At 64.2% G+C, this 18,413-nt stretch carries 14 protein-coding genes; 10 read left to right on the top strand and 4 right to left on the bottom strand.

Annotated features, from left to right (window positions below):
- Position 1: 1 nt before the first annotated feature.
- The 10 genes from MnOB_RS04150 to MnOB_RS04195 all read left to right on the top strand — a co-directional run bounded on the left by MnOB_RS04150 (position 2) and on the right by MnOB_RS04195 (position 11,204).
- Entirely contained in the window at positions 2-967 is a 966-nt protein-coding gene (locus MnOB_RS04150; RefSeq protein WP_077522316.1) for a WD40/YVTN/BNR-like repeat-containing protein, read from the top strand.
- Between the two features lie 201 nt (positions 968-1,168).
- Complete coding sequence (locus MnOB_RS04155; protein WP_077522318.1) at positions 1,169-2,140, top strand: NAD(P)H-dependent flavin oxidoreductase; 972 nt, start codon at positions 1,169-1,171, stop codon at positions 2,138-2,140.
- A gap of 3 nt (positions 2,141-2,143) precedes the next feature.
- Positions 2,144-3,019, top strand: a complete 876-nt coding sequence (locus MnOB_RS04160; protein ID WP_077522320.1) for a crotonase/enoyl-CoA hydratase family protein — start codon at positions 2,144-2,146, stop codon at positions 3,017-3,019.
- 359 nt (positions 3,020-3,378) lie between these two features.
- The gene (locus MnOB_RS04165) at positions 3,379-4,704 is read left to right on the top strand and encodes an NAD(P)/FAD-dependent oxidoreductase (RefSeq protein WP_371578908.1); all 1,326 of its coding nucleotides are present in this window, start codon (positions 3,379-3,381) and stop codon (positions 4,702-4,704) included.
- A 73-nt stretch (positions 4,705-4,777) separates the two neighbouring features.
- Positions 4,778-5,494, top strand: coding sequence for a hypothetical protein (locus tag MnOB_RS04170; protein ID WP_077522324.1), 717 nt, complete (start codon positions 4,778-4,780; stop codon positions 5,492-5,494).
- An 86-nt stretch (positions 5,495-5,580) separates the two neighbouring features.
- On the top strand, positions 5,581-7,074 hold the full coding sequence (locus tag MnOB_RS04175; RefSeq protein ID WP_077522326.1) for a flavin monoamine oxidase family protein: 1,494 nt from the start codon (positions 5,581-5,583) through the stop codon (positions 7,072-7,074).
- A gap of 9 nt (positions 7,075-7,083) precedes the next feature.
- Positions 7,084-7,737 carry a c-type cytochrome gene (locus tag MnOB_RS04180; RefSeq protein ID WP_077522328.1) on the top strand — a complete coding sequence of 218 codons (654 nt, stop codon included), beginning with the start codon at positions 7,084-7,086 and terminating at the stop codon, positions 7,735-7,737.
- A 21-nt stretch (positions 7,738-7,758) separates the two neighbouring features.
- On the top strand, positions 7,759-8,421 hold the full coding sequence (locus tag MnOB_RS04185; protein ID WP_077522330.1) for a hypothetical protein: 663 nt from the start codon (positions 7,759-7,761) through the stop codon (positions 8,419-8,421).
- Between the two features lie 18 nt (positions 8,422-8,439).
- Positions 8,440-9,864, top strand: coding sequence for a coniferyl aldehyde dehydrogenase (locus MnOB_RS04190; protein ID WP_077522332.1), 1,425 nt, complete (start codon positions 8,440-8,442; stop codon positions 9,862-9,864).
- A 395-nt stretch (positions 9,865-10,259) separates the two neighbouring features.
- Complete coding sequence (locus MnOB_RS04195) at positions 10,260-11,204, top strand: SphA family protein (RefSeq protein WP_077522334.1); 945 nt, start codon at positions 10,260-10,262, stop codon at positions 11,202-11,204.
- Positions 11,205-11,314: 110 nt separating this feature from the next.
- Here MnOB_RS04195 and MnOB_RS04200 read toward each other — a convergent pair whose 3' ends face one another.
- The 4 genes from MnOB_RS04200 to MnOB_RS04215 form a co-directional block, all read right to left on the bottom strand.
- Positions 11,315-14,416, bottom strand: coding sequence for an efflux RND transporter permease subunit (locus tag MnOB_RS04200; protein ID WP_077522336.1), 3,102 nt, complete (start codon positions 14,414-14,416; stop codon positions 11,315-11,317).
- On the bottom strand, positions 14,413-15,504 hold the full coding sequence (locus MnOB_RS04205) for an efflux RND transporter periplasmic adaptor subunit (RefSeq protein ID WP_077522338.1): 1,092 nt from the start codon (positions 15,502-15,504) through the stop codon (positions 14,413-14,415). Before MnOB_RS04205 ends, MnOB_RS04200 begins: the two co-directional genes overlap by 4 nt.
- Positions 15,505-15,818: 314 nt before the next feature.
- The gene (locus MnOB_RS04210; RefSeq protein ID WP_077522340.1) at positions 15,819-17,399 is read right to left on the bottom strand and encodes a GMC family oxidoreductase; all 1,581 of its coding nucleotides are present in this window, start codon (positions 17,397-17,399) and stop codon (positions 15,819-15,821) included.
- A gap of 58 nt (positions 17,400-17,457) precedes the next feature.
- Positions 17,458-18,411 (bottom strand): alpha/beta hydrolase, encoded by a 954-nt coding sequence (locus MnOB_RS04215; RefSeq protein WP_077522342.1) that lies wholly within the window; start codon positions 18,409-18,411, stop codon positions 17,458-17,460.
- Positions 18,412-18,413 lie beyond the last annotated feature (2 nt).

Genomic DNA, 18,413 nt, shown 5'->3' on the forward strand with positions numbered 1-18,413 from the left:
CATGGGATACCTGAACACACTCCTGGCCGCCGCGCTGGCGGGCCTATTGCCCCTGGCCTCCGGGCAGGGCGCCGTGCTGCCGCCGGTGGCGGCGGTTCCCTCGGCGACTGCCGCCCAGGCCATGCTGCTGGGCGCTTCCCGCGCTGCGGATCGGCTGGTGGCGGTGGGTGACCACGGCATGATCCTCCTGTCCGACGATCAGGGGCGGAGCTTCCGCCAGGCACGGTCCGTACCGGTGTCGACCTTGCTCACCGGCGTCAGCTTTGCCGACGCCAATCACGGCTGGGCGGTGGGCCAGTGGGGGACGATCCTGGCCAGCGCCGACGGTGGCGAGACCTGGGACATCCAGCGCCTGTCCAGCGAAGAAGACCGGCCGCTGTTCGCCGTGCATTTCTTCGATGCGCGGCAGGGCGTCGCCGTGGGGCTCTGGTCCCTGGTGCTGACCACCGAGGACGGCGGTAAGACCTGGAATGAGCAGACCCTGGAAGCGCCGCCTGGCTACAGCCGCGCCGATCTCAACCTGATGGGCCTGTTCGCCGATGGGCACGGCAGCCTTTACGCCACCGCCGAGCGGGGCCAACTGCTGCGCTCCGATGACCGTGGCAAGACCTGGCGCTACCTGGACACCGGCTACGAGGGCACCTTGTGGAGCGGGGCGGTATTGGCCGACGGCAGCCTGCTGGTCGGCGGTCAACGCGGCACCCTGCTGCACGGTTCGGCGGACGGTGCGTCCTGGCAGCGCGTCGCCCTGGAGGGCAAGAGCTCGATCACGTCGATCGCGGTGTCTGGACCGCACGTGGTCGCGGTCGGCCTCGATGGCCTGATGGTGAACAGCCCCGATAGCGGCCGCACCTTCGAGGAACAGCGGACCGCCGATGGCGTTTCGCTGACGGCGGCGCTCTTCACCGGGCGGGACGCTCCGCTGCTGTTCTCCCGACGCGGTGTCATCCCGGTGCAGGCGCCTTAAGGACAGGTCTGGTCTTTGGCACGATTGCCGCTGCCTTTCACCCGGAGCTTCGGCTCCGGGTTGAACGGTCCTTGCAGCGGTGGTTCACGAAAAATAAAATAACTAACGTTATCTAAAGTAGATGACCTGTATCCGGGCCGCTTCGGCGCGGACGGATACGTGCGACTCGAACAACTTACATGACAGCCTGGTGGGGTCTTTATGCATACGAGAGTTACGGAATTGACGGGAACGCGCTATCCGATCATTCAGGGTGGCATGCAATGGGTGGGGCGAGCCGAGCTGGCAAGCGCGGTTTCCAACGCAGGTGCGCTGGGTGTGCTGACCGCACTGACTCAGCCGACGCCCGACGCCCTGGCGGCGGAGATCGCGCGCTGCCGTTCCCTGACGGACCAGCCGTTCGGCGTGAACCTCACCATCCTGCCGACTACCACTCCGCCTCCCTACGCGGATTACGTGACGGCGATCATCGAGAGTGGCGTGAAGGTGGTGGAAACCGCTGGGCGCAGTCCTGCCGATTTCATCGAGCGATTCAAGTCGGCCGGGGTGAAGATCATCCACAAGTGCACCTCGGTTCGCCATGCGCTGTCGGCAGAGCGCGCCGGCGTCGATGCGATCAGCATCGATGGGTTCGAGGCGGCAGGGCATCCCGGCGAGGATGACGTGCCGGGGCTCGTGCTCATACGTGCCGCCAGTGCCGCCCTGCGCATTCCCGTCATCGCCTCGGGCGGTATCGCCGATGGCCGCGGGATGGCCGCAGCCCTGATGCTGGGCGCAGAGGGGATCAACATGGGCACACGCTTCATGCTGACCAAGGAAGCGCCGATCCACGAGGACATCAAGGCCGCGCTTGCGGCGGGTAATGAGCGGGACACGAAGCTCATTTTCCGGCCCTTCAACAACACCGGTCGCGTGTTCCGCAACGCTGTGTCGGAAGAAGTGGTCGAGATCGAGCGTCAGGCGGGCTCCACCTTCGAGGACATCAGACCACTGGTGGCCGGCGCGCGTGGGCGTGCCGCCCTGGAAAGCGGGGATGTGAACGGTGGGTTGGTCTGGGCCGGGCAAACCATCGGCCTGATCGATGATGTGCCGACTTGCGCCGAGCTTGTTAAGCGCATCGTGACGGACTGCCGCCTGGCCATCGCCCGTGGCGTAACGCTGACGGGAGATTGAGGCGTGTCTTACGAGACGATTCGCTATGACGTGAACGACGAGGGCATTTTGCTCCTCACCCTGTCGCGTCCGGACAAGCTCAACGCTTTCACCGTCCAGATGTGTGACGAACTGGTCGATGCCTACCGCCGCGCCAGCCTGGACGATTCGGTGCGCGCCATCGTCGTGACGGGCGAGGGGCGTGCTTTCTGCGCCGGCATGGATCTGTCGGTCGAGGGCAATGTCTTCGGCCTGAATGAGTCCCTGACGCCAACGCTGCAAGACGTACGTGAGCGGGGGGAGAGCGAGGAGATCCTGCATGGCGTGCGTGACACCGGCGGGCGCGTGGTACTGGCCATGTACGAGTGTCTCAAGCCGATCATTGGCGCGATCAATGGTGCGGCGGTTGGTGTCGGGTCGACCATGCTGCTGCCCATGGATTTTCGCTTCGCTTCGGACAAGGCCCGCTTCGGGTTCGTGTTCGGCAAGCTCGGGGTGACCCCAGAGGGCTGCTCGAGCTGGTTCCTGCCTCGCATCGTTGGCCTGGAGCAGGCTATGGAGTGGTTTTACCGGGCGGAAATCTTCGACGCCAACGAAGCGCTTGAGAAGGGGCTGATCCGCGCAGTTCTGCCGGCAGAAACGCTGGTGGAGGAGGCCAGTGCATTCGCCGCAGCCCTGGTGAAAGACCGTTCACCGGTATCTATCGGCCTGATTCGCCAGATGCTGTGGCGCAACAGTGCTCAGCCTTCTCCCATGGCTGCACATGAGGTTGAGTCACTGGCCATGTTCTACACGAGCCAGGCGGACGGGCGCGAAGGCGTGCGGGCGTTCATCGAGAAGCGCGTGCCGAGCTTTTCCGGGCGGGCTTCCAGCATGCCGCCGTTCTATCCGTGGGAGTGATCAGACTGGATCGCGGCGCCTGTTATTGAGGCCCGCTCGTCCGGCCATTTGCAGTCAGGCATGGCTCTCCGTGCTCCGCATCGGGTGATGCCTCTCCCTGGTCGGAGTCTCGTATCGCGGCAGCCCCCGTTGCTGGGGGCTTCCCGTCTTTCAAACAGGCGATTTTCGTCCTGGAACGGCCAATAACTGGCGCATTTCGGCGTTGCGTCGGGGGGATGAATTCGTCTCGCGATAAATTAAAATAACAGTTGTTGCGTAAAAGTATTTCCAGCGTTAGAGTTCGACAAAACAACAAAAGCTTCCCAGGAGACACCTCCATGTTTGCGACTCGTCTTGCAGAAGAATCAAAGGGAAGTCCCTTGGCCGAGAGATTTCGTCTCATTGGCGGATGGGTGGAAAAGCCTGACGATCTGCAGCCGGAACTGGTGGGTGATGTCAGCGCCGACGTGATCGTGGTCGGTGCCGGCTTTGCTGGTCTGTCCACTGCACTGGAACTCACGGCCCTGGGGGCGAAGGTCATCGTCCTCGAACAGGAGTTCGCCGGCTTCGGTGCGAGCGGGCGAAATGCGGGCTACCTCGCCGGCAGCATGGGCGTCGAGTTCGAGCTCTTCCTCAAGCGCGTGGGCCATGAGCAGGCCAAAGGGATCGTCAAGTTCTACGACGAGGGCGTGACCTATGTGGAAAGACGGCTGCGCGAACTCGCCATCGACTGCGACTACAACCCGAGCGGGCTCATCCGCGCGGTAGTGCATCCGTCCCAGGAAAAGAGGCTGCGGCACAGCATGGCCCAAGGTGCGGAGCTGGGTTCCGTCACCCGCTTCGTGGATTCCGCTGAGATGCGTGCACGGGGTATTCCGCCGGCCTTCCTGTTCGGCTGCGTGCAGCATGGCGGCACGCTGGACCCCGGCAAGTACGTGATGGGGTTGCGGCGCGCGGCGCTGAAGGCCGGCGTGAAGCTGTACGAGCGGACCCCTCTGCTGTCTTACAGCGAAGGCCCGACCATCACCTGCAAGACCGCGCGGGGCACCGCCAGCGCGCCATTCATGGTGCTCGCCACCAATGCCTATACGCCGCAGCTTGGCCTGCTCCGCGACAAGGTGGCGCCGTTGCGGGTCTCTGCGATCGAAACCGAGCCGCTGTCCAATGCGCAACTGGCCTCCCTCGGCTGGGCGGGACGAGAGGGCGTGGTGACACCCCACTGGACCATGGAAAGCCACCGCCTGACGGCGCGCGACACGCTGCTCGTCACGACCAAGCAGCTTGGCTATGCCTATGGCTCGCAAACGCCGAACCGGCCGGACACGGCGGCCTATGGCGCTTTGGTGCAGGCCCTGGACGACCGTTTCCCGACCTTGCGGGGCATTTCCATCCGTGCGTGCTGGAGCGGCTACATCAGCCTGGCGTACGACGCCCTGCCAGTGGTGGGTGAAACCGGGCCGCAGCAAAACATCCTCTACACCGCCGGTTGCTCGGGGCACGGCGTCGGTACCCAGTCCCTGGTTGGCTATCTGCTGGCCGAGCGGATCGGCGGCATCGAACACCCGCTGCTCGCGGCGTTGCGCCACAAGACGCCTTCCGCGCTTCCCGAACCGCTGCAGTGGTGCGCCATCAAGGCTGCGCTGATGGGGGCGAACGCAATGGACCGCTACGTGAATCGCAGGGTGCGTGGCACCGCCATCGACTGACCGCCAACGCCGGCGGTCGCTGCCCTGGCCAGGGCCCCGGCTTCGGCCATCTTTTTCAACTCATGGAGTACCTATGAATACCTGCTCGAACGAGGCCGTACGCGTGACGGCCTGGGCCGCGATCCTGGGCGGCATCTTCGCCTACCTGAACGTGGGCTTCATGGTCATGGTGACGCACGGCGACATGGCGTTGACGCTGCACGGCGCCTCGATGCTGACCTTGTCCGCCGAGGCGAGGCAGTACTTCCGGCTGTCGATGTTCGCCGACGTTCTGGGCTTCTATCTGCCTTTGCTGGCGATCGGCGGCTACCTCTGGAACCGCTTCCGCAGCGAGGCGGGCGCCCTGGGTGACATGGCGGTTCTGGCGATCACCACTTATGTCGTGCTGGGCGTGGTCGGGGCGGGGCTGCAATTGGCCGTGCTGAATCCGCTTGCGGAACTCCATGCCGCAGGCGGGGAGGCTGCGAAGGCTGCCGCCGAAACTGCCTGGACGACCATCGCGGTCGGCAGCCAACGGGGCCTGTGGTGGTGCGAAGGGCCTGTCGTTCTGTTCTGGGGGCTCGTCGTTGGTGGCCACCTGAAGAGAGCGGGCTGGGGAGCTTCGATACTGCTGCCGCTGAAGATTGTCGGCTGGTGCTTCGGGCTCTACTTCGTAGCCGGGTTCTTCCGGGAGTTGGAGGCGTTCACCGCTGCCTTGCTGGTTGTCGTCGTGCTGATCTTCCCCCTGTGGATGGTCATGTTCGGCGTGCAGTTGCGGCGCAGGTCGGTCCTCAGCCCACTCGGCGCCTGAACCAGTCTTGTCGCTGTTTGCCCGAAGCCGCACTGCCGTTTCCGGCGAGTGACGAATCCAAATAACAATTGCGTGAGGCTCCTTGTATGGCTGACAAGCCCACCTCATCTTCATCCTTCGATTTGAATCGGCGGCAGCTGCTGAAGTTCGCCGGTGCCACGGCGGCCGTGGGCGGTCTTGGCCTGCACGCGGGGCTGGCGGGCGCCAGCGAGAGTCCGCAAGGCGCCCGTGACGACGCAGATGGCGTGCTCGACATCGCCATCATCGGTGCGGGGATCGCCGGGCTGACTGCGGCTCGCGACCTGCAACAGGCGGGCTGCGATTCCTTCGTGGTCCTGGAAGCGCGGGACCGGGTCGGAGGCCGGGTGCTCAACCACGACCTGGGCTCGGGCTACATCTCCGAAGTGGGCGGTCAATGGATCGGGCCAGGCCAGACGGCCGTGGCGGACCTCGCCCGCGAGCTGGAGGTGGGCACCTTCCCGACCTACTGCGAGGGGGAAACCGTCATCCTGGGTGGCGAGAAAGGGCGCCTGGCGATCGATCTGAAGGGCACTTTCGGCACCGATGAGACTGTCGCCGCCAAGCTCAGCGATCTGTCCCGCGACGTGCCTTCCGGCTCGCCCTGGAAGTCCTCGCGGGCCGCCGAGCTGGACAAGCTCTCGGCGGGCGATTGGCTGGCGCAGCAGAACATCAAGCCCGAGGACCGCTCGGGCTGGGATACCAGCTTCACACTCACCTGTGGCGTGCCGCCGGCCAAGATGGGACTGCTGCATTTCCTGTCGATGGTCAATTCGGCGAGCTGCGACTACATGAAGCTCGACTCGATCAAGGACAGTGCCCAGGGGACCCGGCTGGTTGGCGGGTCGCAGATTCTGTGCACTAGGATGGCTGCGCAGCTTGGCGACAAGGTGCGCCTGTCGTGCCCGGTCCGTGAGATTTCCGGCTGGAATACCGATGTAGTCACGCTGCACACAGACCAGGGGGAAATCCGCGCCCGCCGGGTGATCGTGGCGATCCATCCTGCCCTGTGCAATCAGGTCCGTTTCGATCCGCCGCTACCGGAAGGGCGCGCAGCCCTGCAGCGTGCCTGGCCAGCCCACAGTCCGGCACGCAAGACGGCGATGGTCTACAAGCGGCCGTTCTGGCGCGAGAAGGGCCTGAACGGGCACACCATCCAGGTCAAGGGACCGGTGCTCTGGGCCTGGGACAACTCGCCGCCTGGAGGGGAAATCGGCGTCATCAATGCCTTCATCGTCAATGCCCAGGTGCCTTCGGACCATCAGGCCGCGCAGCGGGTTCTGACGGAGGTCTATGCGCGGTCCCTCGGCGACGAGGCGTTGAGCCCGGTTGCCTATCACGAGCATGACTGGGGGCAGGCCGATCCCTGGAGCATTACCTGCGTCTCCGCGATCCCGCCGGGTTTCTGGACCACCCATGGTGAATCCCTGCGGCCGTCCTGCGGCAACCTTTTCTGGTCGGGCACCGAGACCGCCGAGATCTGGGCGGGCTACATGGACGGCGCCGTGCGCTCGGGTCACCAGAGCGCGCTGCAGGCGCTCAGTTCGTTGCGCCAGGCATAGGGGGCGGAGATGAAGAAGAAACTACTGCTGGGTATTGGCGTTCTACTCGTTGCGCTGCTGGCGCTGTTCGGGCGCGACCTGGTCGGCCTCTACTACCTGCTGGATCATATCGAAACCACCACCAAGGCCTATGAGGCCGAAGGCGCCTGGCCGCAGGTGGCCGATGCTTGCACCGGCTGCCACGGCGCCAACGGCAGCTCCCTGCACCAGCGTTATCCGAGTCTGGCGGGGCAGCCCGCCGCTTACCTGACGGCACAGCTCCACAGCTTCGCCAATGGCCAGCGGAGCTTCCCGAACATGGAGCCGCTTGCAAAGACCCTGAGCGAGGACGAGATCTCGCGTCTGGCGGACTACTTCGCCCGCCAGCCTGCCATCGAGAACCACGGGTTCCAGCCCGATCCCGCCCTGCGGGAAAAAGGCGAGGCGCTTGTGGCGACCGGGGCCTGTACGGCCTGCCACGGGGCGACGTTGATGGGGCAAGCGCAGTTCCCGCGTCTGGCGGGGCAGGGGGTCGACTACCTCCAGGCGCAGCTGGATGCCTTCGCCGAGGGCCGGCGAACCGATCCGACCGGCTCGATGAAGGCCGTCACCGCGAACCTGTCCCCGGACGATCGCAAGGCACTTTCCCACTACCTGGCAGCACTCGCTCCAGCGGCGAAGTAACCAAGATCAGAGGCTATTACCATGGATATCAAAGAGACTTTGGCGCTGCTTTCCTGCGTCCTGCTGGTGCTGTGCGGATACATCTACGGGGCGAAGTTCGTCAGACGGGGTAATTACCTGCTCGGCTTCGAGTGGATGATCGTCGCGTTCTCCGGCACCAATCTGTTGCTCTGGATGTTGATCCAGACCGACCTGCCGGGGCTGGCGAAGATCAACTACAGCATCTCGTACTTTCTCGACGCCTTCTCCCGTGGCTTTGGCATCCCCATCGTCGCTGTCCTCGGTCTGATGGCCGTCACCCACAGCTTCAAACCCTCGGCATTCAAGGACGCCTTGATATTCGTGGTCACCTTTGCGGCGACCTTCGTCCTGATCAAAGCCGACTTCATGGTCAAGCCGCTTCCCTATTACTACGTGATCATGTGGGGGGTATATACCCTCTACCTCGCCTACTTCATCTGGAAGCTGGCGGGTGTTGGAGAGAAGTGGCATGCGCTGGGCGTCACCCTCGGGGGCGCCTTGGGGCTGATGGTTGCCTGCATCTATGACTTCTTCCCGATCCCCGGTGACGAGACGAAGGTGGTGTTCCTGACGATTGCCCTGGTGAGCTGGTCGTACATGATGGTCCAGCTGTACTACTCCTATTTCGCTTTCGAACGAGCCAAAGCGGTCCGCATTCGCTGAAACGCCGGAGTCCTTCCCATGTCGATCGAACAAGTCGGGCCGGCCGTCGAGCAGGTGCGCCAGGTCTTTGCCAGTCAACGCGCGTCCTTCGCCCGTGAACGCTATCCGTCGTATCAGACCCGTCGCGCCAATCTATTGGCCCTGAAGTCTGTGGTGCTGGATAACGCCGATGAAATCGCCGCCGCGATCGCAGCCGATTTCGGCCACCGCTCCGTGCACGAGACCAAGTTGCTGGACATCTTTGGCCTGGTCAGCGAAATCAACCATGCGCTCAAGTGCCTGAAGCGCTGGATGAAGCCGCAGCGCCGTGGGGTCGGGATCTGGTTCCAGCCCGGACGCGCCGCGCTGCTCGCCCAGCCGCTCGGGGTGATCGGCATTGCCGCGCCCTGGAACTATCCGCTCTACCTGACCCTGGGGCCGCTCTGCGGAGCCCTGGCCGCCGGCAACCGCGCCATGATCAAGATCGCCAGCGACTCCAGTCGTTATGGGGCGCTGCTGGCGCGCCTGCTCGGCCAGCGTTTCAGCCAGGACCTGGTGGCCGTGATTCAGCCAGGACCCGGAATCAACGACCAGTTTTCCCGCCTGCCGTTCGATCACCTGATCTTCACCGGGTCACCGGAAGTCGGCCGGCAGATCATGCGCAATTGCAGCGAGAACCTGACGCCGGTGACCCTGGAGCTGGGCGGCAAGTCGCCGACCCTGGTGGCGCCGGGATATTCCTTGAAGGGCGCTGCCGAGACCATTCTCTGGGGCAAGTGCCTGAACTCCGGGCAGACCTGCGTGGCCCCTGACTACCTGTTCCTGCCCGAAGGCAGCGAGGCCGAATTCATCGAGCATGCCCAAGCTGCCGTGGCCCGCTACTACCCGCAGCCGCTGGGAGCCAACCCGGACTACAGCTGCATGATCAACGTCCGCCAGCTGACGCGAGTCGAGGCCCTGCTGGCTGATGCCCGCGAGAAGGGCGCCAGGGTCGTGGCGCTGGCCGATGTCGAAGAGGCGCGTCGTGCTGGCAAGCTGGCGCCTCACCTGGTGTTCAACGTGCGCGACGACATGCAGATCATGCAGGAGGAAATCTTCGGCCCCTTGTTGCCCGTGCTCGGCTATCGCCAGCTGGAAGAGGCCGTGGACTACATCAATGCTCATGAACGGCCACTGGCGCTGTACCTGTTCGACGATGACTCGGGGCGTGTGCAGCAGGTACTGCGGCAGACGCTTTCCGGCGGTGTCTCGGTTAACAGCGTGATGTTGCACGTGCTGCAGGAAAACCTGCCGTTTGGCGGCGTAGGCAATTCGGGGCTGGGCCATTACCACGCCGAAGAAGGTTTCCAGACCTTCAGCAAGATGCGGCCGATTTTCTACCAGGCTCGGTTCAACGGCAGCTTCCTGCTCAAGCCGCCTTATGGGCGGCTGACCCAGGGATTGCTGCGATTGTTGCTGCGCTGACGCCTCCACTCTGCGCCCGGCGGCGCAGGAGCCGGTCAAGATTCTCCGTTTTGGCGCCCTTCGGGGCGTCTTTTTTCTGTGAGGGAGAAGTGCCGAGTGTGATGCCAAATTGCCCAGGGGGCCCCGTCTGACAAGTGGCAGCTTTCGACCGAGAGCATCCGATTGTGAGAGACGGCTTTCGGCCAGAGCGGGCGTTTAGAGTAGAGAAAATAAATCTGTCCCCTTTTCGGCCTTTTCGGCCTTTTCGGCCTTTTCGGCCTTTTCGGTCTGTCCCCTTTTGGGCCACCGATCGTCCCTCGCTGACCGCCAATTCCCTTACCCCGATAGCCAATTCGCCTATACCTAAGGCAGGGCCAAAGCCCGCCACCCCTTATCCAATAATAATGAGCGCAAACATGAATTCGACTCTTGCGCATACGCCACTGCGCGTGGCGGCGTGCTTCATCCTGGCCCTCAGCGTCTCCGCCCACGCCACCGAGAACGGCGTGGACAACATCGCGCCGGGAACCGATGGCTTCTTCACCCTGCCCCTGGACGTGAACAACCTGCCCGACCACCTGTTCGCCTTCGTCCTCTACTACAACCATTACAAGGCTAAGAAGCTGAACATCAGTTCGCAGGGAGGCAAGGTGCCCGGCGCCGAGATCACCTCGGATTCGATCACCCCGCGTCTGGATTACGTGGGCCCGCTGCGGGTCTTCGGCGGGCGACTGGGGGGTTACATCGCCGTACCCTACGTCCGGCAGCGGGTCTCCGCCTTCGGCCTGAACGACGAGCGGAACAGCATCGGTGACACCACCCTGGCCCCGATCATCCTCTGGGACATGGGCAAGACCCTCACGTTGGGCGCCGCGCTTGAAATCACCATTCCCACCGGCCATTACGATGCCGACCGGCTGGCCAACACCAGCACCAACTTCTACACCTACAAGCCGCTGTTTTCCTTTACCTGGCTTCCCACGGAACGTACCGAGCTGTCGCTGAAGGCTACCTACAGCTTCAACGAGGAGAACGACGACACCGACTATCGCTCCGGGCAGATCTTCCATTTCGACTATTCGGCCAGCTACGGGGTGACCGACAACCTGCGCCTGGGCCTGAACGGCTACTACCTGAAGCAGACCACCGACGACAAACAGCATGGAAGGACCGTGCAGTTCTTCGGCGAGGATGTGGACGACGGCATGCGTGGCCAGGTCTTCGCCGTCGGCCCGGCACTGCACTACACCTTCCTCGAGTACTGCAGCGCCGAGATTCGCTGGGCCAAGGAGTTCGATGTGGAGAACCGCCCGGAGGGCGACATGCTGTGGGCCAAAGTCAGCATTCCATTCGAGCTCTGACATTCCGGAAGGGGCCAGCAGCCCGGGCAGGGCACCAGGCTGCAGCAGCACCGACTCGCTCAGGGGTGGGCACACTCAGGCCGGCGTCGCTGTGCCGGCTCGAGCGATCATCAGTTACCAGGCAAAGTGTTCAACTGCGGCGTTCGCTCGCGGTTCTCCCAGTGCAGCAGGAGGGAGATCGCGCAGGGAAGGACCGTGAGGGTCACGATCGTCGCGACGGCGAGCCCGCCGACGACCGCAAAGGCCATCGGCCCCCAGAAGATCTGCGGCGCGATCGGAATCATGCCGAGGATCGCCGCGCATGCCGTCAGCACAATGGGGCGTGCCCTGTGCATCGCGGCGTGCACGATGGCGTCGCGTGGCGACCGGCCCGCACCGACATTGATGTCCACTTCCTCGATCAGGATGATCGCGTTGCGGACGATCATGCCGACCAGGGCAATGACACCGAGCTGCGCCACAAAGCCCATGGGCGTTCCGGTTGGCAACATCGCCAGGACGACACCGATCAGTCCGAATGGCGCCATCGCGAGGGCGAGGAACATGCGCGAGAAGCTGCGCAGTTGGACCATCAGCAGCACGCACATCACGAGTGCTGTCACCGGCAGGACGGCAGCGAGCGAGTGACTGCCTTTGGCCGCCTCTTCGACCGCGCCGCCCGTTTCGACCTTGTAGCCTTTGGGCAGTCCGGCGGCGAATTGAGCCACGGCGGGCGCGAGCGCATGTACGACAGTCGCTGCTTCATGGCCCTCGCGGACATCGCCCTGGACGGTGACAAGCGGGAGACGCTGCCGCCGCCAGACGATCGGATCCTCAACGCCGTAGCTGAGTTTGGCTATCTGGGAAAGCGGGATGGTATGACCCTGCGCGGTGCGGATCTGCAGATTGGCGAGAGTCGCCAGATCGGTGCGCTCACCGACTTGCGCTCGCACAATCACGTCGACGAGCCGGTCCTGGTCGCGCACGGTCGTCACCGTCGTGCCTGAGAAGATCGCCGCCATGTTGCTCGCCACCTCCTCGGACGAAAGCCCCAGCGCTCGTGCCTGGGTCTGGTCGATTGCAACAAGGACGCTCCTTTGCGGTTCGCCCGACAGCAGGTGCACCTCCCGCGTGTCCGGGTTGGCCGAGAGGAGGTTGGCGAGCTGCCCGGCGATGTCGCGCACCTTGGTCTGATCGGGGCCGGTGATTCGGTACTTGAGCGGCCAGCCGACCGGCGGGCCAAGTTCCAGTGGCGTCGCGCGGGCGATGAGGCCCGGGAATTCGGTCTTGAACGTTGCGGCGAGCCTGGCCTGCAGAGCGTCGCGCTCCTTGATGCCCTTCGCGATCACCACCGTCTGGGTGACGTTGTCATTCTGCAGCAGCACCTCCATCGGCAAGTAGAAACGGATTGCGCCGGAGCCGACATAGGTCGAGAAGCGCTCGACGTTAGGGTCGTCCTTGAGCAGTTTTTCGAGCTTCAGTGCCTCCCGATCCGTGGCCTCCAGCGACGCGTTCTGCGGCAGCGTCAGGCTGACCAGGAGCTCGGGCCGGTCGGAGGGCGGGAAGAACTGTTGCTCGAGGTAGGCGGAGGTACTGAGCGATACCACGAAGGCCATGACCGCCACCGTGAGGGTGATGGCGCGATGACCGAGGACCCAGGCCAGGACACGCTCGTAGGCACTCATGATCCGGCCGCCGCCATGGCCGTGGTTCGGCAGCGATTTCGGCAGGATCAGGGTGCCGAGCAGTGGCGAGAACAGGACGGCGACGACCCAGGACGCCGACAGCGAGATCAACACCACCATGAACATCGAGTAGCAATACTCACCCGCGCTTGAAGCGGCGAAGCCGACCGGGATGAAGCCGGCGATCATGACGAGGGTGCCCGTCAGCATCGGAAAGGCTGTCGAATCGTAGGCGAAGCTCGCCGCTCGCCCGAGGCTCCAGCCCTCTTCGAGTTTCCCGACCATGGCCTCGACCGTGATCATCGCGTCGTCGACGAGCAGGCCGAGGGCAATGATCAGCGCGCCGAGGGAGATGCGCTGGAGGCCGATGCCGGTGAGCTCCATGCCGATGAAGGTCAATGCCAGGACGAAGGGGATCGAGATACTGACGACGAGCCCGGCCCGGACGCCGAGTGAGAGGAACGAGACCGCGAGCACGATCGCAATCGCCTCGGCCAGTACCGTGAGGAAGCCGCTCACCGCCTGCTTCACCACAGTCGATTGGTCGGCTACCTGAAGCATCTCGATACCGTGGGGCAGCGCCATCCTCACTTCGTCCATGCGGTCTCGCACCGCCTGGCCGAACTCGAGGAGATTACCGCCCGAGGCCATGGAGATGGCGAGGCCGAGCGCCTTCTCGCCGTTGACCCGGAACTGCGGGGCCGGTGGGTCGGCTGGAATGCGCCGCACCGTGGCGAGTTCGGTCAGCGGCACGAAACGATCGTTCGCCCGCAGGGTCATGTTGCGCAGGCTTTCCTCGGACACGAAGCCACCGCTGACGCGCAGGGCGATCTTGTCGTCGGCCGAACGCACCGTGCCGGTCGGACTGACTGCGTTCTGCGCCTTCAGGGCCCGCAGTGCGGCCTCTTCGTCGAGCCCGAAGGCGGCGAGCTTGCCGGGTGAGAACTCGACGGCGATCTGTTCCTCCTGCACGCCAAGGACTTGTACCTTGCCGATGCCCGGGAGGCGCAGCAGTTCGGCTCGCACGCCTTCGAGGTAGTCGCGCAGTTCGCGATCCGAAAACCCCTCGGCCGTGAACCCGTAGATCTGGCCATAGGTGTCACCGAACTCGTCGTCGAAGAAGGGTCCCTGCACACCATTCGGGAGCGTCGTGGCGATGTCGGCCATCTTCTTGCGCACCTGGTACCAGGCGTCGGGGACGATGCTTGCCGGCGCATCGTCGCGCAGGTTCACCATGATCACGGTCTCGCCGGGGCGTGTGTAGCTGTCGAGCCGGTCGAGATAGGGAATCTCCTCCAGCTTCTTCTCCAGGCGGTCGGTCAGGAGCTTCGTGGTGTCGTCGATGTTCGCGCCGGGCCAGCGGGCGGCCACCACCATGGTCTTGATGGTGAAGGCCGGGTCCTCGTTGCGGCTCAGCTTCGTGTAGCTGAGCGCACCGCCAATCAGCGTGATCAGCATGAGGAAGAAAATCAGCGGCTTCTGGCTGATGGACCAGGCCGAGAGGTTGAAGCCACCCTGATTGTCCGGGGATGCGTTGTTCGCACTCATTTGGTCACCTCTGCCGCGTTATAGGTGACCTTCTGGCCGGGTCTGAGCTTGCTCACGCCTGCGGTGACCACCGCATCGCCCTCGCTGAGGCCGGACTCGATCAGCGTCTGCGTCGCCGTATGGCGGGCGACCACGACGGGCTTGCGGACGAGTTCCTGGGTGGCGGGCTGGACCACAAAGACCGCCGGCTTGCCGTTCTCGCTCGTCAGGGCTGAGGCCGGGAGGACGATGAGGGATTTGCCGGGCAGAATGATGCGCCCTGTCACAGTGGCTCCCAGCGTCATGGCGTCGGGGGCGCCGGGCAGGGCGATACGGACGCGGTAGGTGCGGGTCGCCGGGTCCGCTGTCGGGCTCGCATCGCGGATCGGGCCGATGACCTTGATCGTGGGGTCGGACACGAGTGCCACTTCGACCTGCACGTCGAGCGGCACGGTGGTGTAGATCCGTTCGGAGACATTGAAGACGGCGTCACGTTCGTGGGTCGAGGAGAGCGTGATCGCTGGCTGGCCGGCATCGACAACCTGTCCGGCATTGACCGCGACAGTGCTGACGACGGCGTCGTCGGGCGCACGCAGCTCTGTGTAGGTCAACTTGTTGCGTGCAGTCTGCAGCCCCGTTTTCGCGACGTTGAGCTTGGCGTTCGCGGCGCGCCAGTTGGCTTCGGCTTCCTCGACCCGAGCGCGCGCGACGAACTGCTTCTTGAAGAGGGTGCGCTGGCGATCGAGCTCCGAGCGTGCCAATCCCTCTGCGGCCTCGGCGCTCTTCACCTCGGCCTCGGCGGTCAGCACCTCGTTCTGGACATCGCTCGGGTCGAGTGTCGCCAGAACCTGCCCCTTGACCACGTTCATGCCGACCTCTGCGGTACGGGTCGCGACGCGGCCGTCGATGCGGAAGCCAAGATTGGTCTCGACATTCGCCTGGATCTCGCCTGTCTGGGCGACCTCCTCGCCAATGGCTGCGGGCTTGGCAATAACCGTGCGGACGGGGCGTGGAGGTTCCGCCGTCTGCGTTTCCTCCTGGCAGCCCGTGAGGGCCAGCGTCAGGCTGCAGGCATAGCCGCAGAGCAGGAGCGTCTTGAGTGGTTTCATGTGTGGTCTCCTCGCTCTGGAACGAGCAATACAAAGCGGCGCACGCACTCTCGGCCGAGAGTGCGTGCGCCGCTGAAATCGAACTTGCGAACTGTGAAGGTGAACATGCGGGTTGCGTGAGTCGCCGCCGTGGGCAGTCGCGATACTGCGCAGAGATACCGGGCCGCCCCTTGCGGGGGGATGCGGCCACGGCTGTGGGAGAGCGGCGCATTGCTGAGGGCTGGTCTCGGCATGGGCTCTCCTCTAATGAACGTGAACAAGGCACACGCTACTAACCAGCCTAGTCCGTCATGACGCGGTTCCTTGCCGGTGCCTCAAGCCGAGGCGACCCACTCGGCGCCGCGCTCGGCGATCATGATGGACGCGGCGTTGGTGTTGCCGCCGACCAGCGTCGGCATGACCGAGGCATCGATAACCCGCAGGCCCTCGATGCCTTTCACGCGCAAGCGGCTGTCGACCACAGCCATTTCGTCCTGACCCATCTTGCAGGTACCGACCGGGTGATAGATGGAGTCGGTACGTTTGCGCAACAGCTCGATCAGTTGCTCGTCGCTGTGCAGGTCCTCGCTGTAGATATCCTTGAGGCCGAAGCGCGCCATGGGGGACTGGCTGACGATCTCGCGGGCCATGCGATAGCCCTTGAGCAGGGTCCGGACATCATCGTCGTGGCCGAGGAAGTTCGGGTCGATACGCGGTGCCGCGCTCGGGTCGGCGGAGGCCAGTCCCACGTTGCCGATGCTCTTGGGCCGCAGCACGCAGACGTGGCAACTGAATCCATGCCCCCAGTGGAACTTGCGGTTGTGGTCGTCCACCGAGCCGATCACCGAGTGCAGCTGGATATCCGGGCGCGCCAGGTTCGCATCGGTCTTGAGGAAGCCGCCACCTTCGGCGCAATTGCTGGATAGCGGGCCACGCCGGCGGCGCAGGTAATCGAACAGCGCCTTGCTCATTTTCGGAGTGCCACTGACCGACACGCCCAGCAGCGAGGTGTCGCTGCTCTTGTAGCAGAGCACGACGTCCGGGTGGTCCTGCAGGTTCTGGCCGACGCCCGGCAACTCATGCTGCACGGCAATGCCCTGGGGCTTGAGTTCCGCCTCCGGACCGATGCCGGAGAGCATCAGCAGGTGCGGGCTGCCAAAGGCACCGGCGGCCAGCAGGACTTCCTTGCGCGCCTTCAGTTGCAGGTGCACGCCGTTGACCAGGACCTGCACACCGACGGCCTGTTTGCCTTCGAGCAGGACGCGCTCGGCGTGGGCACCGGTAAGCACGGTGAGGTTGCTACGTTCACGGATCGGTTTGAGGAAGGCCGTGGCGGTGCTCCAACGGCGGCCGTCGCGGATGGTCACGTCGTAGTAGCCGACACCTTCCTGCTGCGTGCCGTTGAAGTCGGGATTGAAGCGGTGGCCGGCGTTGATCGCGGCTTCGACAAAGGCCTCGGTGGCGGCGTGGCGATGGGCTCGGCTGACGTAGAGTTCGCCGTCACCGCCGTGGTATTCGCTACTGCCGCTGTGGTGCATCTCACTCTTGCGGAAGTAGGGCAGCACATCGGCGAAGGACCAGCCATCGTTGCCCAGCGTCTGCCAATCGTCGAAGTCACTCTGGTGACCGCGGATATAGATCATGCCGTTGATCGAGCTGCTGCCACCCAGTACCTTGCCGCGCGGCTGGTAGCCGAGGCGCCCGCCCAGTCCGGGTTGCGCGACGGTCTTGAACGCCCAGTTGACGTGGCGGGTCGGCAGGATCGCCGCCATGCCGACCGGGATATGGATCAGTGGGGATTTGTCTTCGGGGCCGGCTTCCAGCAGGCAGACGCGGGTATCCGGATTGGCGCTCAGACGATTAGCCAGGACGCAGCCGGCAGAGCCGGCGCCAACGATGATGTAGTCGAATTCCATCTTTGCGGGTCTCGAATAGGGGGCCAGGAAGGAGGTGGGCAGCTTGATTGCCGGCCCGTTAGCCATCCCAGTCCGTGTGGTCGTTGACGAAGCGCTGGATGCGCTGGGCCGCTGCACGGGCCTGGGGCAGGGCAGCGATCATCTGGAAGACATGGGGAAGCCGCTTCCAGATCTCCAGCTGCACCGGGACGCCGGCGGCGTCGGCCCTGGCGGCGGCCCGCACAGAGTCATCCAGCAGCATTTCCGTGCTGCCCACCTGGAACAGCAGCGGTGGAAGGCCGCTGAAATCCCCGAACAGGGGCGATACCGATGGTTGCGAATAGGTCTCGGCGGGTGCGTAGAAACCACGGATCCCAACCGCGAAGGCCAGGTTGAAGATCGGATCGTGCGGCGCATTTCCCAACGCGCTCGTGCCACTGAGGGTGAAATCCAGGAAGGGCGAGAGAAGTACCGCGCAGCTAGGCAGCGGCTGGTTGGCAGCCTTGAGGTGCTGCAGCGTGGCCATGACCAGGTTGCCACCAGCGGAATCGCCAGCGATGACGATGTCTTTGGCCTTGATGCCCTGATCCAGCAACCACTGGTAGGCGGCAAGGCATTCTTCCAGTGCAGTGGGATAGGGGTGCTCGGGAGCCAGGCGGTAGTCCAGCATCAGCGCCCGTGCCTTCAGGGGCTGGCACCAGGACGCCACCATGGCGGCGTACACATCGGGCGTGTAAGCCACAAATGCGCCGCCATGGATATAGAGCAGTACTCGGTTCTGGCGGCAACCCTTGGGCGACAGCCACTGGGCAGCAACGCCGTTGCAATCCACGCTTTCGCGTTGCACGTCAGCCAGGACACGGGGGGCCTGGCGATTCAGCTGGCGGAATTTTTCACGCAGTTTCGGAATGTCGATCTGCACTCCATGCCGCGACTTCACCGTAATGCGCAGTAGCAGATTGAGCAGCTCGCCTGCCCAGCGGCCCTTCGCTGGATGGATGACACGAGTGAAGGTTTTCACGTGAGTCGTCATGG

Origin of the sequence: Metapseudomonas resinovorans (genome assembly GCF_002003485.1) — a bacterium.
Lineage (GTDB): Bacteria > Pseudomonadota > Gammaproteobacteria > Pseudomonadales > Pseudomonadaceae > Metapseudomonas > Metapseudomonas resinovorans_D.

Bases quoted from the DNA above. Each gene is read 5' to 3' on its own strand.
- MnOB_RS04150 (WP_077522316.1), top strand. From the start codon at position 2: ATGGGATACCTGAACACACTCCTGGCCGCCGCGCTGGCGGGCCTATTG.
- MnOB_RS04155 (WP_077522318.1), top strand. From the start codon at position 1,169: ATGCATACGAGAGTTACGGAATTGACGGGAACGCGCTATCCGATCATT.
- MnOB_RS04170 (WP_077522324.1), top strand. From the start codon at position 4,778: ATGAATACCTGCTCGAACGAGGCCGTACGCGTGACGGCCTGGGCCGCG.
- MnOB_RS04175 (WP_077522326.1), top strand. From the start codon at position 5,581: ATGGCTGACAAGCCCACCTCATCTTCATCCTTCGATTTGAATCGGCGG.
- MnOB_RS04180 (WP_077522328.1), top strand. From the start codon at position 7,084: ATGAAGAAGAAACTACTGCTGGGTATTGGCGTTCTACTCGTTGCGCTG.
- MnOB_RS04185 (WP_077522330.1), top strand. From the start codon at position 7,759: ATGGATATCAAAGAGACTTTGGCGCTGCTTTCCTGCGTCCTGCTGGTG.
- MnOB_RS04190 (WP_077522332.1), top strand. From the start codon at position 8,440: ATGTCGATCGAACAAGTCGGGCCGGCCGTCGAGCAGGTGCGCCAGGTC.
- MnOB_RS04195 (WP_077522334.1), top strand. From the start codon at position 10,260: ATGAATTCGACTCTTGCGCATACGCCACTGCGCGTGGCGGCGTGCTTC.
- MnOB_RS04200 (WP_077522336.1), bottom strand. From the start codon at position 14,416: ATGAGTGCGAACAACGCATCCCCGGACAATCAGGGTGGCTTCAACCTC.
- MnOB_RS04205 (WP_077522338.1), bottom strand. From the start codon at position 15,504: ATGAAACCACTCAAGACGCTCCTGCTCTGCGGCTATGCCTGCAGCCTG.
- MnOB_RS04210 (WP_077522340.1), bottom strand. From the start codon at position 17,399: ATGGAATTCGACTACATCATCGTTGGCGCCGGCTCTGCCGGCTGCGTC.
- MnOB_RS04215 (WP_077522342.1), bottom strand. From the start codon at position 18,411: ATGACGACTCACGTGAAAACCTTCACTCGTGTCATCCATCCAGCGAAG.